This window comes from Streptomyces sp. NBC_00464 (assembly GCF_036013915.1).
Classification (GTDB): Bacteria; Actinomycetota; Actinomycetes; order Streptomycetales; family Streptomycetaceae; genus Streptomyces.
The window spans coordinates 4,503,377-4,516,785 of record NZ_CP107899.1; the positions used below are offsets into that span (position 1 = coordinate 4,503,377).

A 13,409-nucleotide genomic window follows, 5' to 3' on the forward strand; every position below is an offset into this window, starting at 1 on the left:
CGTCGTCAGCGGATGAGACCGGCAACGTCGGGCTCGATCTTCATCGCGTCCTCCGCCCAGCGGACGACACGCTCCATTTCGGCCGCCAGCCCCTGGTACGTGGGACTCGTCAGCGTGACGTCGCCGATGGTGTCGAACCAGCTCGTCGGCATGGGGAGAGTCGCACCGGGGACCATCCCCTGGGGCAGGACGAGCTTGAGAACGGAGGGGAGTTCACAGCCCTCCGGCAGTGCCACCACCTTGCCCGAGCGGTACGGCAGGCCGAACCCGGCCACCGGCCGGATGTTCTCCTTGCCGACGAAACCCAGCTGTTCCGGCTTCATGCCGGTGGCGAGCCCGAGGCACAGCTTGTCGGGCATGAGACCGGTGGCCGCGCCGATATTGGTCATGGTGAAGTGCCCGCCGGTGCGCGAGGCGACCTCGTTCAGGTACAGCCTGCCGTCCGCATCGCCCCACACCTCGGCGTGGAACGAGGACGTCCGGGCGGTGGGCAGACTCGCCACGACCGCCTCGATGAATTCCACCAGACGCCGCCCGATATCCGATGACGGGTCGAGCATGATGGAACCGAAGGAGCCGACGTGTTCCCCCACGGCCCGCCCGGTCCCGAATCCGTAGTACTGCGACGGAATGAGGTAGAGGAATTCTCCGTCGTGGCGGACTCCGTCGACGTGATACATCACGGAGCCCGCCATCGGCTCGATGACGTAACGTGCCGGCATATCGGCGGAAAGTCGGCCGAAGCAGTTCGACGCGGCCTTTCGGGCGCCGTCCTCGTCATAGACGAAGGCTGCTGTCTCGCCGGCCCAGGCGGACCGGGACTTGAAGGCGAACGGATATCCCAGTTCGTCGACGGCATTCCAGAAATCGACTGCGTCGTCAACCCGGTGGGAAGGCCAGACGTCGAGTCCGGCGGCGGCCACCCGTCGCTTCATATCGAGTTTGTCGCGGTAGGCCCATGCGCTCTCGACGCTCTGGCCTTCGATATCGAATTTCTCGCGAAGGCGTGCGGCTCGCACGATATCGCCCTCTCGGGGGGCGAATACGAGGTCGTAAGCGGATTCCCTGAGCAATTCGGAGACCCGGCGCTCGACGGCGCCCGGAGTGTAGTAGTCGGGCACTTCCACGAGGAGCTCGACCTCGTCCGGAACACCGTTGGCGAACCGGTCCCGCACGCCCTCCCTGGTCAGCACGGTCAGACTCAGGTCGCCATGCCGACGGGCGACGTCGGCGAAGTCCGCGATCATGGAGGCGTTGACGTCCAACGACAGGGCACATTCCAGAACGAGAACCCGCACCGAGCTTCCTCCACATGATCGGTCGTTCACTGCCGACCTTGACGCGCCGGTCAGTGCCCTTTATCCCATCACGCAAGTGAATCAATCAGTAGTGACAGTTTCTTGGGGGAGACGTAAGCACGCTTTACGGCAGATCGGCCGGGCCGTCGTAGGCGGGATCCCCGGCCGGCACGCTCGGGTAATTTCTGGCGATTTTGGTTGTATGTCCAATTTCGCATCCGTGAATCCTCGAAAGTGTGTGCCAGGAGGATCGCCTTCTTTCGGGCCGGTTTCACTATGCGAGACGGCGTAGCAGGGCCCGGCGACAGAAGGGCGCAGGAGTATATGCTCCCAGTATGTATCGTTGCGTAAACGTGGGCATGCTGGGTTGCGGCAATGTCGGTGCGACTTTTGCCGAATTCCTCTTGAGCCGGGCTCCGGAAATCCAGGAAATCAATGGCATCGATCTCCGCCTCACGCGTATCGCCGTACGCGATGCGGGGAAGAAGCGTCCGGGGATGCTGGCCCCGCTCATCACCGAAGACGTGCAGGCGGTCACCCAGGCCGACGACGTCGACGTGGTGGTCGAGGTAATGGGCGGTATCGAGCCCGCCCGCACCTATGTGCTCGCCGCGCTCCGCGCCGGCAAGCCGGTCGTCACCGCCAACAAGGAACTGATCGCCAAGTGCGGCCCCGAGCTGTACGCGGCGGCCGATGCCACCGGCGTCGACCTCTTCTTCGAGACAGCCGCCGTCGCGTCCGTACCGATCCTTCGCATCCTCAGGGAATCCTTCCTGGGCGAGGACATCACCAGCGTCCTGGGCATCGTCAACGGCACGTCGAACTACATGCTGACGCGTATGGCCGAAGAGGGGCTCAGCTATTCCGAGGCCCTGAGCCTGGCGCAGGAGGAGGGTTACGCCGAGCCCGACCCGTCGAACGACGTGAACGGCGCGGACTCCGCGTCGAAGCTGGCCATCCTCGCCTCGCTCGCCTTCAAGCGCGCGATCGCCGTCGACGACGTCGAGCGGGAAGGGATCGAGACGCTTGAGCGCGAGGACTTCGATATCGCCGCGCGCTTCGGATACGTGATCAAGTCGATCGCCAAGGCCGATGTGTTCGAGGCGGTCGGCTCCGGCAAGCGCGAGATCGGCATCCAGGTCTTCCCGGCCCTGGTGGACAAGAACCACGCCCTCGCCAACGTGCGCAACACGTACAACGCCGTGTTCCTCCGGGGAAGCGCGGCCGGCGACCAGATGTTCTACGGCCACGGAGCGGGGCGCCTGCCCTCCGCGTCCGCCCTCCTCGGTGACCTGGTCACCGCGGCGGACCATCTGCGACGCGCCACCCACCGGGTGGTCCCGCTGGGCAGTGCCGCGGTGCTGCGGTCCACGGAACGGCTGGTGCACCCCCACTACCTCAAGCTGGAGGTCATCGACGCGCCGGGCGTCCTCTCCGAGGTGTCGGGCGTGCTGGGCCACCACGGGGTTTCCATCCGTTCCATCACCCAGGAGGACCACGCCTCGAAGGCCCGGGTCGTCTTCATCACGCACCGCGCCGAGGAGGGTGCGATGAAGAAGGCCGTCGAGGAACTCCGCGGTCTGGAGAGCGTCCTGGGCGTCAGCAGTATGCTCCGCATCGTGGAGATGTGAGCCCCGGATGTGAGCTCGGGACGTGAGCCCCGGATGTGAGCTCGGGACGTGAGCCCCGGATGTGAGCTCGGGACCTGAGCCCCGGATGTGAGCTCGGGACCTGAGCCCCGGATGTGAGCTCGGGACCTGAGCCCCGGGCTGCCGCCGTCGGCCGGTCCGGCCTGCGGTCCCGGGGCTGATCCCTCAGCGGGCCGAGCCCTCCTCCAGTCGTTCCGAGGGCTCGCGGACCTCCGGCGGGGGTGCGTCCGCAGCCGGGCGCGGGCGGGCCGCCCGCAAGGTGCCGTGGGCCGCCATGATGCCGGCGATGACCAGGACCGCTCCGAGCGGCTGGTTCCAGGTCAGCTTCTCGCCGAGCAGGATCACGCCCGCGGTGACGCCCACGACGGGCGTGAGATAGGTGACCGCCGAGGCGTTCACCGCGCCCCACGCCTGCACGATGTTGTTGTTCCACAGGTAGGCGAGGCCGGTGCTCAGGCCCCCCAGCGCCAGCATGCTCACCACGACGCCCGTGCTCGCGTGCGGTACGGGTGTCGCCAGCCACGGCGTCGCCACCAGCATGATCAGCGCGCCGATGGTGACCTGTACGAAGGCGACGCTCACCGCCGGGAGCCCCAGCGGGGTGATGCAGCGGCGCAGATAGACGAAGGCGAAGCCGTAGCAGGTGGTGGCTCCCAGACAGGCGACCTCGGCCTTGAGGTGACCGCCCCCTGACAGGCTCCCGGGACCGATCAGCACCAGCACACCGACGAATCCCGCGAGCAGGCCCGCGGTCCGGCGACGGGTCAGGCGCTCGTCCCTCAGCGCGGCCGTACCGACGGCCAGAGTGAGCAGCGGAGTGGTGGCGTTGAGGATGCTCGCCATGCCGGAGGTGAGGTGCTGCTCCGCCCAGGAGAACAGCAGGAACGGCACGACACACAGCAGTACGGCCACGACGGTGAGATGCAGCCACACCCCCCACTTCCATGGCACCCGGCTTCGGGTCACCACCATCACGGCGCCGAGCGCCACCGCGCCCAGCACCAGGCGGCCCCAGACGACCTGAGCTGGCGTCAGGTCGTCCAGGGCAATCTTGATGAACAGGAAACTCGAACCCCATGCGCACGCCAGCGCGCAGAACTGGGCCACGGTCTTCGCTCGCACGGCACCCCCGAGGCTCACCCGGCTGCTACCGCGGGTCCGCGGCGATCGGCGCCACGATCGGCGCGACGATCCTCACGTAGTCCTCGGTGGCCATGACGACGGACCGGTCCAACCGGCCCGCGTTGAAGGCGATTTCCTTGTGTGCGGAGAGGAAGTCGGCATCGGCGACCACGGGAAGCCCACCGGAGAGCCACAGCGGCGGGATGGCACCGACCACACAGCCGGTGAGCTCCTCGGCCAGCTCCGACGGCGCGAATCCGCCTTTGCGCCCCTCGACCGCGGCGACGACCTTCTTGAGGTCCGCGCGCCGGTCGCCCGCCAGCACCGCGAGCACGGCGGCGGAGTCGATTCCCTTCACCCGGCAGACCAGCGCCTTGGCGCCCTGCGACACCTCCGTGCCACGCACGCCGGACACCTCCTCGGAGCGGCCCTCGGCCGGGTGCTCCACCACGCGGAACGTGGCCTCCTCGCGTTCAAGGATGCCGATGATCTGCTCAAAGGGACTCAATTCCGGCCTCCGAAGGGCTGTGCGGGTGTACGGGTCCGGAGCGGGGCGGCGTAGCGCTGCTCCAGGCGGCTGACGAAGGTGTCGATGAAGGGCGGTGGCGCATCCGTCCAGGACCGCCAGTCGCGGGTCACCTCGGCAAGGTACGACATGCGCCGCAGGTGCAGCCAAGTGCCGTCACCCGTTAGGGATCTGAGGTCCACGGGGAGATGGGCGCGCAGCGCTTCGAGATAGTCGGCGAAGACATCGCTGCCGAAGTTCACCCGGGCGACCCCGTGCGCCCGCAGGGACGTCAGGTCGACCTTCGTCAGGGAGCTGCCGCCGTGCACGACAAGGCTCCGGCCGGAGTTCTCCAGGACCTTGGTGAAGGCCCGTACGAGCCCGTGATCGACGGCGGCATGCCGGTGCCCCCGTGCGGGTTCCGTGGCGAAGATGCCGTCCCACAGCCCGGTCTTGCGCTGTGCCTTCTCCAGGCGCTGCTCCAGCCACTTCGTCTCCAGCTCCTGCAGCAGCGGGTGCTGGAAGGCCGGGACGCTCGCGCGGGCCTCGCACAGGACTGTGTCGAGCCGCTGTCCTGCATCGGGTCCCTCGACGTCCATCGCCCGGCGGACCATGGACGCGATCAGCCGGTGCTCGGCGGAGTACGCGGGCAGCCCGGCGGCCGTGAGGGACTGCTCGACCTGCGCGCACGCGGCGGCGAAGGCATGCAGATCGTCCCCGCCCGCGCTGTCCGACAGCAGGTCGATCTCGGCCAGCGACCGGCGGGTGGCGGCGAATCCGTAGTCGAAGCTGTGGAACTGGCCCACATGGGCCCCGATGAAATCGAGATCCGTGTCTTCGACGAAGCGCACGAAGTCGGGCAGGGGAGTCTTCGACCACTTCCGCAGCCCGGCCCCGTCGATGCAGCCGATCTCACCCTCGACGAGTACGTCGTAGCGGCGCGCCAGTTCCGTGGCCGTGTTCGTGAACAGGACGTTCTGGTGCAGGGCGCGCCCGGAGCCGTCGACCATGACCGAGTCGAAGCCCGCCTCGCAGGCGGCGCGGACGACCTCGTAGTCGTCGGCGTGATCGAGGTGCAGCCGAAGGCGCGAGCCGAGGGCGGAGTTGAGCCGGTCCACGTCCTGCCGCAGCCGGCGGAAGACCTCGGCGACGGTGGAGACCGGCTCGCGGCCCGCGCTGTCCGCGACGAAGAGCAGGGCCTCCTGCGGCGAGATCTCGCAGTACACCTCCTGCGAGGTGCGTGCGGAGAGCAAGGCGTACGGCAGCAGCATCGACGGGTGCTTCACGTTGAAGTTCGGCACGGCGCCGGTCCAGCGTGCGGGGCGGGTGCCGGCGGACGCGACGCTGCGGTGCGGGACCGCGGAGTGCCGGTTGCGCAGTTCCCAGTGGAATTCGCGCCGTACGCGCTGCACCTCGTCGACGAAGGCGTTCAGATCCGTGTCGCCGGGGGACAGGGTGCGCACCAGCGGGCCCAGGGCACTCGGATCCAGCGCCCGGGGGTCCTCGACGGCGAAGACGACGCCGAGATGCGGGTCGTGGCGACGCAGCTCCTCCGCACGGCGTGCCGCCCAGGCCAGCGCGGCCAGGCCGCTGACGGGGAGCTCCTCGCACACGAAGGCCACCGACTGGGCGGCGAGCGTTTCGAGGACCCGCTCCGGCGTCAGCCGGTCGTCGGCGAGGACGGTACGCAGCGCGAGCCGCTCCAGCTGCTGCCGGGCCCACTCCGTGTTCCAGACGTCCATGCCGATGACGGCGTGCGGGGTGTCGGTCCGGCGGCGCAGCGCATCGCTGCCGGGCAGGGGAAGGGCAGGGTGCACCGGAATCATCGGAACACCTCGCCGAGCAGGCGGGCCGCCGCCGGTGAACCGATGTGGTCGTCGAAGGAGTAGGCGAGCCGGTCGAGGGTGAAGTTCTGGAGCAGATGCGCCACTTCGGTGCGGACCGCCGTCGGCTCCGCCCGCCGCAGCACCACTCTGGCCACCAGCCGGGCCACTTCCCGCATCTCCGCCTCACGCAGTCCGCGGCGGGTCATCGCCTGCACGCCGAGCCTGAGGCCGTGCAGACCGTTGCTGCCGGGTACCTCGATGTTGGTGGTACGGATTCCGGCGCGCGCCAGGTCACCCAGTGCCAGCGCCAGCGCGTCGGAGGCGCACCCGGTGATGATGTGGACCTGATGGGTTTCCGTGAATCCGAAGGATTCCCCGGATACCCGGACGCCCTCCTCGTGCAGTGTGCCGGCGAGTGCCTTGGCGTTGGCGAGTATCTGCCGTGCGTAGTCGTGTCCGTAGAGGGCGATTTCGGACAGGGCCACATACATGGGCGCGATCAGTTCGGCATGGGAATTGCTCTGCATCTGCGGGCAGATCCAGTCCGAAACGGACTTCAGCTTCGGATGGTCCGCGTCGCGGAAAGCGACATAGGCCTTCTGCGGTCCCGGGATGGTCTTGTGGGTGTTGCCATGAATGGCGTCCGCGCCGAGCAGCGTCGGCTGCGGCAGGGCGCCGCCCGCTATCAGGGCGCCGTCGTGACTTGCGTCATAGGCGAGGAAAACGCCTTCGGGAAGCGCGGCGCGGATCTGCGCCAGCGGCTGCCACCGCAGTTTGAAGGACTGGTCGAGGATGACGAGCTTGATCTCCGGATGTTCTGCCACCAGGACGGCCAGCCGGTCCACGTCGACGAGGAGGGTCCGGTCCACCATCGGCAGGTGGTAGGTGTTGATGCCCGCCGCGCCGGCCAGCGACTCCAGGGCGAAATGGCCACCGTCCTTGTGCGCGAAGTGCACGAAGCCGTCGCCGCGTGCACAGGTGCCCAGCAGGACGCCCTGCTCCGCGACGGAGCCGCCGTTGGGCCGCCAGTCGAAGGTCGCCGCCTCGAAGAGCTGCTGGCCGAGGCCCGTCAGCTTCGCCACCAGCGACGCGTTGGCGCCCGAGTCCGGGAAGGACCATTCGCCGGGCTCGGAGGCGTACGGCGGAGCGAACTCGTAGAAGCTGCCCTGCAGTCCGCCACCCAGCATGCGAACCAGCTTGCTCGGGTAGTTCTCGCTGGCCGTGAGGCTCAGGTGCTGCTCGCGGTAGGTGTTGTCCAGTACGAAGTCCGAGGTGAGCCGCTCCAGCATGTGCGCCACCCGGTCGACCGACCACGCCTCCCCGGCCGGGACCGCGTCGGTCCTCTCCGCGATTTCCCGACCGTCACTTCTTGTCACCCCGTCGATGATGCCTTCCGCCTCGTCGACAATCCCTTGGGCACTCTCCGTCGCACGCATGTATGAAGCCCCCGTTCATTGATCGCTCATTTATCGCTCGTAATCGCCGCGCCCGGTTCGGCAGCAGGGCGGCAGAAGTCGATTGGAGGGGAGGCGGCTACGTCGGCGCACGGCTCTGTGCGCGGACGGAAGATTCTGTTCTGCCTCCGCGTCCCCCGGTCCTGCGGTGATAGGCCTCGGGATACCAGGGCCTACCAGCGTTGCAGACCCTACAAGGTATGGATCAGCCACAGTCGATGAGATCAAGCCGTTGATTAGGGCCCTTTCTCGCCTTACTCGAAGCGGTGACCGGCAATTGCCGGCAGAGTCCGCAGGTCCGCGTCGACCTGCGGGGAGCAGCGCACAGGGGCCGGGGCCGTACCCCCGCTCCCGACATCTGCACCCGTTATGGATCTGGCCTGATACCGATCACCGAGCCGGCGGGGCTCGGGCGATCGGAGTGTTCGGCTCCGCTGCGCCCCGTCCGGACGGGGCGCAGCGGCGGGGTGTCAGGACTTGGGGATGCCCGGCGGGTTGATCTCCGACTTCTGCAGAGCCTCCGCCTGCAGCCCCCATCTCTTGAGGACCTTCGTGTAAGTCCCGTCGGCCATCACGGCGTTGAGGGCCTTGGCGAGGGGCCCGGCCAGGCCGTTGCCCTTGCGGACGGTGCCGCCGATCCGGCCCTCCAGGCCGCCGCCGCTGCTGGAGAACGTGCCGATCACTTTGGTCTTGCCGCTGGCGACGGCGTGATAGGCGCCCGCCGGGCCGGGGCCGAGGTAGGCGTCGACCCTGCCGGAGCCGAGCGCCAGGTAGTAGTCGGCGGGGTTCTGGAAGTTCTTCACGGTCACGGGCTTGCGCTTCTTGGCGCGGTTCTCCCGGTCCCATGTCCGGAGCAGCTGTTCCTGGTTCGTGCCGGGGGTCACCGCGATGGTCCGGCCGGCGACGTCCTCGGGGCCACGCACGGTCCAGTCCGCGTCCCGGGGTGCCTCGAAGGCGACCTCGTCGGCACGGTAGGTCGCGAAGTCGTACTTCTCCTTGCGCTCCTCGGTCACCGTCACATTGGTCATGGCGAGCTCGTACTTGCCGCTGTCCAGGCCGATGAAGATGTTCTCCCACGACACGGTGTGGAAGCGGGGCTTCAGGCCGAGCACGTCCGCGACCAGGGTCGCCAGATCGGGCTCCGCGCCGATCACCGTCCGGTTGTCGTTCGCGTAGAAGCTCAGTGGCGGTTCGGTGCCGGCCAGATTGACGATGTCGAGGACACCGTCCTTGCGGACGGACTCGGGTACCGAGCCGGCGATGGCCGCCACCCGCTCGGCACGCACCCGGTTCTGATCGGCCGTCAGATTCATCCGGGTGCCGTCGGCTGCCTTCGCCGGGGGTGCGTCCTTCCCGGACTCGGGGTCCGCGCAGCCGGCGACGGCGAGGGCGAGGCAACAGGAGAGTGCGGTGAGGGCGGCGGCGCGCCCGGGGACGTGTCTCATCTGCGGTTCCCTGACGTTGGTGTCGAGTGGTGTGGTCATCGGGGGCGGGCGGGCGGAACGGTCAAAGGACCTTGGAGAGGAACATCCGGGTACGTGCGTGGCGCGGGGCGCCGAGGACCTGCTCGGGAGGTCCGGCCTCGACGACGGCTCCGGCGTCCATGAAGACCACCGTGTCGGCGACCTCCCGGGCGAATCCCAGTTCGTGCGTGGCGACGACCATCGTCGTGCCTTCCAGGGCGAGGTCCTTGATCACGGCCAGTACCTCGCTCACCAGCTCCGGATCGAGTGCGGAGGTGGGTTCGTCGAAGAGGAGGAGGACCGGCTCCAGGGCGAGTGCCCGTGCGATGGCCACGCGCTGCTGCTGTCCGCCCGACAGCTGGCGCGGGTAGGCGTCGCCGCGGTCGGCGAGGCCGACCCTGGCGAGCAGCCGGGCGGCTCGCTCCCGGGCCCGGTCGGGGGGCACGCCCAGCGCGCCGATGGGGGCCTCGGTGAGGTTCTCGGTCACGGTCAGATGCGGGAACAGGTTGAAGTTCTGGAAGACGAAGCCGATACGGGTGCGCTGCCGCAGCAGCTCCCGGTCCCGCAGCGCGACCAGGGCGCGGCGGTGGCGGCGGTAGCCCATCAGCTCGCCGTCGACCAGGACATGTCCCCGGTCGGGGGTCTCCAGGTGGTTGATGGCACGCAGCAGGGTCGACTTGCCCGCGCCGGACGGTCCGATCACCGCGGCGACCTCGCCCCTGCGCAGCGAGAGGTCCACACCCCGCAGCACCTCGGTCCCGCCGAACGCCTTGTGGATGCCTCGTACGTCCAGGGCCGGGGTCTCGTCGGTCATGCGTCGGCCCTCCCGCCGCCGTCGGAGCCGACCCAGGCGAAGCGGCGCTCCACCCGGCGCTGCACCAGGGTCAGTACGGTGGTGAGCACGAGGTACCACACGGTGGCGACCATGAGCAGCGGGACGACGCGGCCGTTGCGTCCGTACACGATCTGGACGCGGTAGAAGAGCTCGCCGATCGCCATCACCGACACCAGCGAGGTGGACTTCAGCAGGGAGATGATCTCGTTGGCGGCGTTCGGAAGGATGGCGCGCATGGCCTGGGGCAGCACGATGCGGCGCCACTGGCGCAGCCGCGGGATGCCCAGGGCGTTCGCCGCCAGCAGCTGCCCGGGGTCGACGGAGGCCACTCCGCCGCGTACGACCTCTGCCGCGTAAGCGGATTGATGGAGCGTCAGGCCGATGATGGCGGCGGTCATCGTGCCGATGAGATGCAGGGTGTCGGCGGACGCGAGGACCGGGCCGAACGGAATGCCCACACCGATCCGCCGGTACAGATAGGCCAGGTTGAACCAGAACAGCAGCTGGACCATGAGCGGGACCGAACGCAGCGCCCATACATAGGCCCAGGCGACACTGCGCAGCACCCGGCTGCGCGACAGCCGCATGACCCCGACGACGCTGCCGAGCGCGAAGCCCAGGACCCCGGAGACGATCACCAGCTGGACGGTGACCCAGACCGCTGAGACCACCGTCTCGCTCAGCAGGTAGTCGAAGAAGACTCCCCATTCCCAGGCCGGGTTGGCCACCAGGCCGTGCACGAACTGGGCGGCGAGCACCAGGCCGATGCCACCCGCCACCCACCGCCAGGGTCGGGGAGCGGGCACGTGCGGCAGCGCGTCCAGGTCGTCCGGCCGGTCCGGAGCGTCGGTCGCCTTCGGTGACACGGCCGGCGTCACAGCGGGGCCCGCGGGTCGGCGGGACCATCGCGTACCGAGTGCCAACGGGACTCCTCAGGGTGGTTCGGGGCGGTTCAACCGCCGTCGGCTCGGCGCGCGTTCACGCCGAGGAGCAGGCCGGTGACGAGATCGGGCCGGCTGAGCATGGGGCAGTGCCCCACCGGCCACTCATGGCGCCCGGTGCATCGCGCGGCCATGGCGCGCTGCATCTCCGGATCCAGGGCGCGGTCCGACCCGCAGACGAGGTAGGTGGACGGGGTCTCGCGCCAGGCGTGCCGTACCGGGCGGGCCCGGCCGTACCCGGGACCCTGGGGGCGCAGCCAGGAAACGGCGCGTGCCGCGAGGTCGTCGGGGCTGTCGTGGTAGAGCACATCGGCGGCCCGTTCGGGCAGCAGCCTGGTGGTGCCGTCGTGGCTTTCCGCCACAGCCGCCGCCAACAGGGCACTGGTGCCGCCCATGTCGGCGGTGGACTCCCCTTCCGCGAGGACGAACCCCGCGACGTACACGAGGTGGGCCACCCCGTGCAGCCCGGTCGCCACCGAACCCCCGTAGGAGTGGCCGAGGACGACGGGCGGCTCGGGCAGCGCGTCCACGAGCCGCTGGACGTGGGCGGTGTCGGCGGCGAGCGAGCCGCGCTGGAGCCACGGCGTGTGGACCGTGACCCCGTGCTGCCGCAGCACGGCGCGCAGCGGCCCGAAATGGTGGGGGGTGTGCCAGCGCCCCGGCACCAGGACGACAGGGGCGGAAGGGGCGACAGAGGTCATGTGTCCGGCCGTTCCGCGGACCGCTGCCGCAGCAGTCCGCCAACGGTCAGCAGGACCGCTTCGGTGTCGGCGAGGCCGTGCAGGACCGCGTCGGCTCCGACCGCCATGAGCTCGCTCGCGTCGGCCGCGTGGCGCGCCACCCCCACCGCCCGGACCCCGTGCGTCCTGCCCACGGCGATGTCGCGGGGGGTGTCCCCCACGACGACGATCCGGGCCGGCGGACAGTCGGTGCCGAGGGACCGCCGGGCACGCTCGCGAGCCAGTGGCAGCAGCGCGGTACGGTCCTCGGCCTCGTCGCCGTACGCCCCGATGGCCAGGTCCAGATGCTGGTCGAGGCCGAAGGCGCGCAGCTTGGTGGCGGCGGACCGGCGCGTGTTCCCGGTGAGCACGGTCTGCCGGATGCCGGGGCTGCCGGCGAGCGCTGTGAGCGCCCGCGCGGCGCCCGGCATGCGGTGCCCCTCTGCGGCCAGGGACTCGCCCAGTCGGTCCATCTCGTCGTCGACCGCGTCGAGCAGCCGCTGTACGAGAGCGTCCGAAGGGCGCGGTTCGTTCCGGCCGAGCGCCCGTGCCGCGATGTGCCGTGCGGTGGCCCCCGCGATGCCGGGGGCCGGGCCGAGCGGCTGTCCGGTGATGCGCCGGAAGGCCCGGTCGTACGCGCGGCCGGTCACGCGGGAACAGTCGACCAGGGTGTGGTCGATGTCCCACAGGAGCAGCGCCGGGGGTTGGAGCAGGCTGTCCACCGGGGCTGTCAGGCCCAGGTGACGGCGTAGTCGAGCAGGTCGTCCCGGAAGCCGAGGGAGAACTCCACCGTGACGAGTTCGCCCGTGGAGACGGGGGTGATCCGGTGGTACCAGTCCGGGTTGAAGAGGATGACGTCACCGTCGCGAGGGGCGTACCGGTCGGTGTGCGCTCCCTCCACGACGGACTCGGCGCAGCCGGCGCCGTCCGCGGTGCGGTGGGCTTCGTCGCCCGGCTCCCAGGCGCGGTCGTGCACGAGCAGTTCGCCGCCGTCGGCAGCGCTGTCCGCGACGACCACGCACTGAAGCTGGTAGGCGAGGTAGGTGAGCGCGATGTTGGTGCCGTCGCCCTCGCGCATGATGTTGTGGCTGGCGAGCCACGAGGCCGACTCCGGGGTACGGGCCCGGAGCACGGCCTCGCCGAAGGCGCCCTCGCCGTCCTCGACGGCCACCTCGACGGAGCTGAGCCCGAAGGACTCCCGCAGGGCCTCTCGCGCCCGGGCCTGCAGGTCGAAGCCCGCCCGGTCCAGCGCCTCGCGGGCCTGGTCGGCGCGCTCGTGGTAGGAGTCGGTCTCGTCGAGGAAGTCGGTGAGCGGAGCCCCCAACAGCTGCGCGGTGTCCGCGTCGACGAGCAGTTTCCGGATCCGGGCCGCCTGGTCGGCGACGTAATCGGCCGGGAAGAGATTGCGCAGAACGACGACAGCCGTATCGCCATTGGTCAAGTGGCGTAGCGACTCGAACTGTGCGTGCTCGTCCCGCGTATCGATGACAGTGGGTTTCCAGTCCTGAGCAGTCGGCATACGCCGGTCTCCTTGTGCGTAGTGTCCGTGTGCAGGAGATTTCAGTAAGCAAGAGACTGCGGCCCGGGCAGTCACGCC

12 protein-coding genes are annotated in these 13,409 nt (G+C 69.4%); 1 reads left to right on the forward strand and 11 read right to left on the reverse strand.

From position 1 onward, the window contains the following. Positions 1 to 5 precede the first annotated feature (5 nt). The gene (locus OG912_RS20335; protein ID WP_327710597.1) at positions 6 to 1,298 is read right to left on the reverse strand and encodes an ATP-grasp domain-containing protein; all 1,293 of its coding nucleotides are present in this window, start codon (positions 1,296 to 1,298) and stop codon (positions 6 to 8) included. A gap of 335 nt (positions 1,299 to 1,633) precedes the next feature. On the opposite strand from OG912_RS20335, the gene OG912_RS20340 reads away from it, so the two are divergent. Then, complete coding sequence (locus OG912_RS20340; RefSeq protein WP_327710598.1) at positions 1,634 to 2,929, forward strand: homoserine dehydrogenase; 1,296 nt, start codon at positions 1,634 to 1,636, stop codon at positions 2,927 to 2,929. A 183-nt stretch (positions 2,930 to 3,112) separates the two neighbouring features. Here OG912_RS20340 and OG912_RS20345 read toward each other — a convergent pair whose 3' ends face one another. The 10 genes from OG912_RS20345 to OG912_RS20390 all read right to left on the reverse strand — a co-directional run bounded on the left by OG912_RS20345 (position 3,113) and on the right by OG912_RS20390 (position 13,331). Next, a complete protein-coding gene (locus OG912_RS20345) occupies positions 3,113 to 4,069 on the reverse strand; it encodes a DMT family transporter (RefSeq protein ID WP_327710599.1) in 957 nt (318 codons plus the stop codon). A gap of 25 nt (positions 4,070 to 4,094) precedes the next feature. Continuing rightward, the gene (locus OG912_RS20350) at positions 4,095 to 4,577 is read right to left on the reverse strand and encodes a YbaK/EbsC family protein (RefSeq protein WP_326736761.1); all 483 of its coding nucleotides are present in this window, start codon (positions 4,575 to 4,577) and stop codon (positions 4,095 to 4,097) included. Continuing rightward, entirely contained in the window at positions 4,574 to 6,400 is a 1,827-nt protein-coding gene (locus OG912_RS20355; RefSeq protein ID WP_327710600.1) for a class II fructose-bisphosphate aldolase, read from the reverse strand. Before OG912_RS20355 ends, OG912_RS20350 begins: the two co-directional genes overlap by 4 nt. Further along, positions 6,397 to 7,776 (reverse strand): hypothetical protein, encoded by a 1,380-nt coding sequence (locus OG912_RS20360; RefSeq protein ID WP_327710602.1) that lies wholly within the window; start codon positions 7,774 to 7,776, stop codon positions 6,397 to 6,399. Before OG912_RS20360 ends, OG912_RS20355 begins: the two co-directional genes overlap by 4 nt. Before the next feature lie 548 nt (positions 7,777 to 8,324). After that, positions 8,325 to 9,299, reverse strand: a complete 975-nt coding sequence (locus OG912_RS20365) for an ABC transporter substrate-binding protein (protein ID WP_327710603.1) — start codon at positions 9,297 to 9,299, stop codon at positions 8,325 to 8,327. Positions 9,300 to 9,360: 61 nt separating this feature from the next. Beyond that, positions 9,361 to 10,131 (reverse strand): amino acid ABC transporter ATP-binding protein, encoded by a 771-nt coding sequence (locus OG912_RS20370; protein ID WP_327710605.1) that lies wholly within the window; start codon positions 10,129 to 10,131, stop codon positions 9,361 to 9,363. After that, entirely contained in the window at positions 10,128 to 11,018 is an 891-nt protein-coding gene (locus tag OG912_RS20375) for an amino acid ABC transporter permease (RefSeq protein ID WP_443061000.1), read from the reverse strand. The genes OG912_RS20370 and OG912_RS20375 overlap by 4 nt, the downstream gene beginning before the upstream one ends. Before the next feature lie 86 nt (positions 11,019 to 11,104). Continuing rightward, the gene (locus tag OG912_RS20380) at positions 11,105 to 11,794 is read right to left on the reverse strand and encodes an alpha/beta hydrolase (protein WP_327710606.1); all 690 of its coding nucleotides are present in this window, start codon (positions 11,792 to 11,794) and stop codon (positions 11,105 to 11,107) included. After that, entirely contained in the window at positions 11,791 to 12,534 is a 744-nt protein-coding gene (locus OG912_RS20385; protein WP_327710607.1) for an HAD family hydrolase, read from the reverse strand. Before OG912_RS20385 ends, OG912_RS20380 begins: the two co-directional genes overlap by 4 nt. Positions 12,535 to 12,542: 8 nt before the next feature. After that, positions 12,543 to 13,331: a 2OG-Fe(II)-dependent halogenase WelO5 family protein gene (locus OG912_RS20390; protein WP_327710608.1), complete on the reverse strand. Its 789-nt coding sequence runs from the start codon at positions 13,329 to 13,331 to the stop codon at positions 12,543 to 12,545. Positions 13,332 to 13,409 lie beyond the last annotated feature (78 nt).

Excerpts from the sequence above, each read along its gene's own strand:
- OG912_RS20340 (WP_327710598.1), top strand. The coding sequence starts at position 1,634 with ATGTATCGTTGCGTAAACGTGGGCATGCTGGGTTGCGGCAATGTCGGT.
- OG912_RS20355 (WP_327710600.1), bottom strand. The coding sequence starts at position 6,400 with ATGATTCCGGTGCACCCTGCCCTTCCCCTGCCCGGCAGCGATGCGCTG.
- OG912_RS20365 (WP_327710603.1), bottom strand. The coding sequence starts at position 9,299 with ATGAGACACGTCCCCGGGCGCGCCGCCGCCCTCACCGCACTCTCCTGT.
- OG912_RS20370 (WP_327710605.1), bottom strand. The coding sequence starts at position 10,131 with ATGACCGACGAGACCCCGGCCCTGGACGTACGAGGCATCCACAAGGCG.
- OG912_RS20380 (WP_327710606.1), bottom strand. The coding sequence starts at position 11,794 with ATGACCTCTGTCGCCCCTTCCGCCCCTGTCGTCCTGGTGCCGGGGCGC.
- OG912_RS20390 (WP_327710608.1), bottom strand. The coding sequence starts at position 13,331 with ATGCCGACTGCTCAGGACTGGAAACCCACTGTCATCGATACGCGGGAC.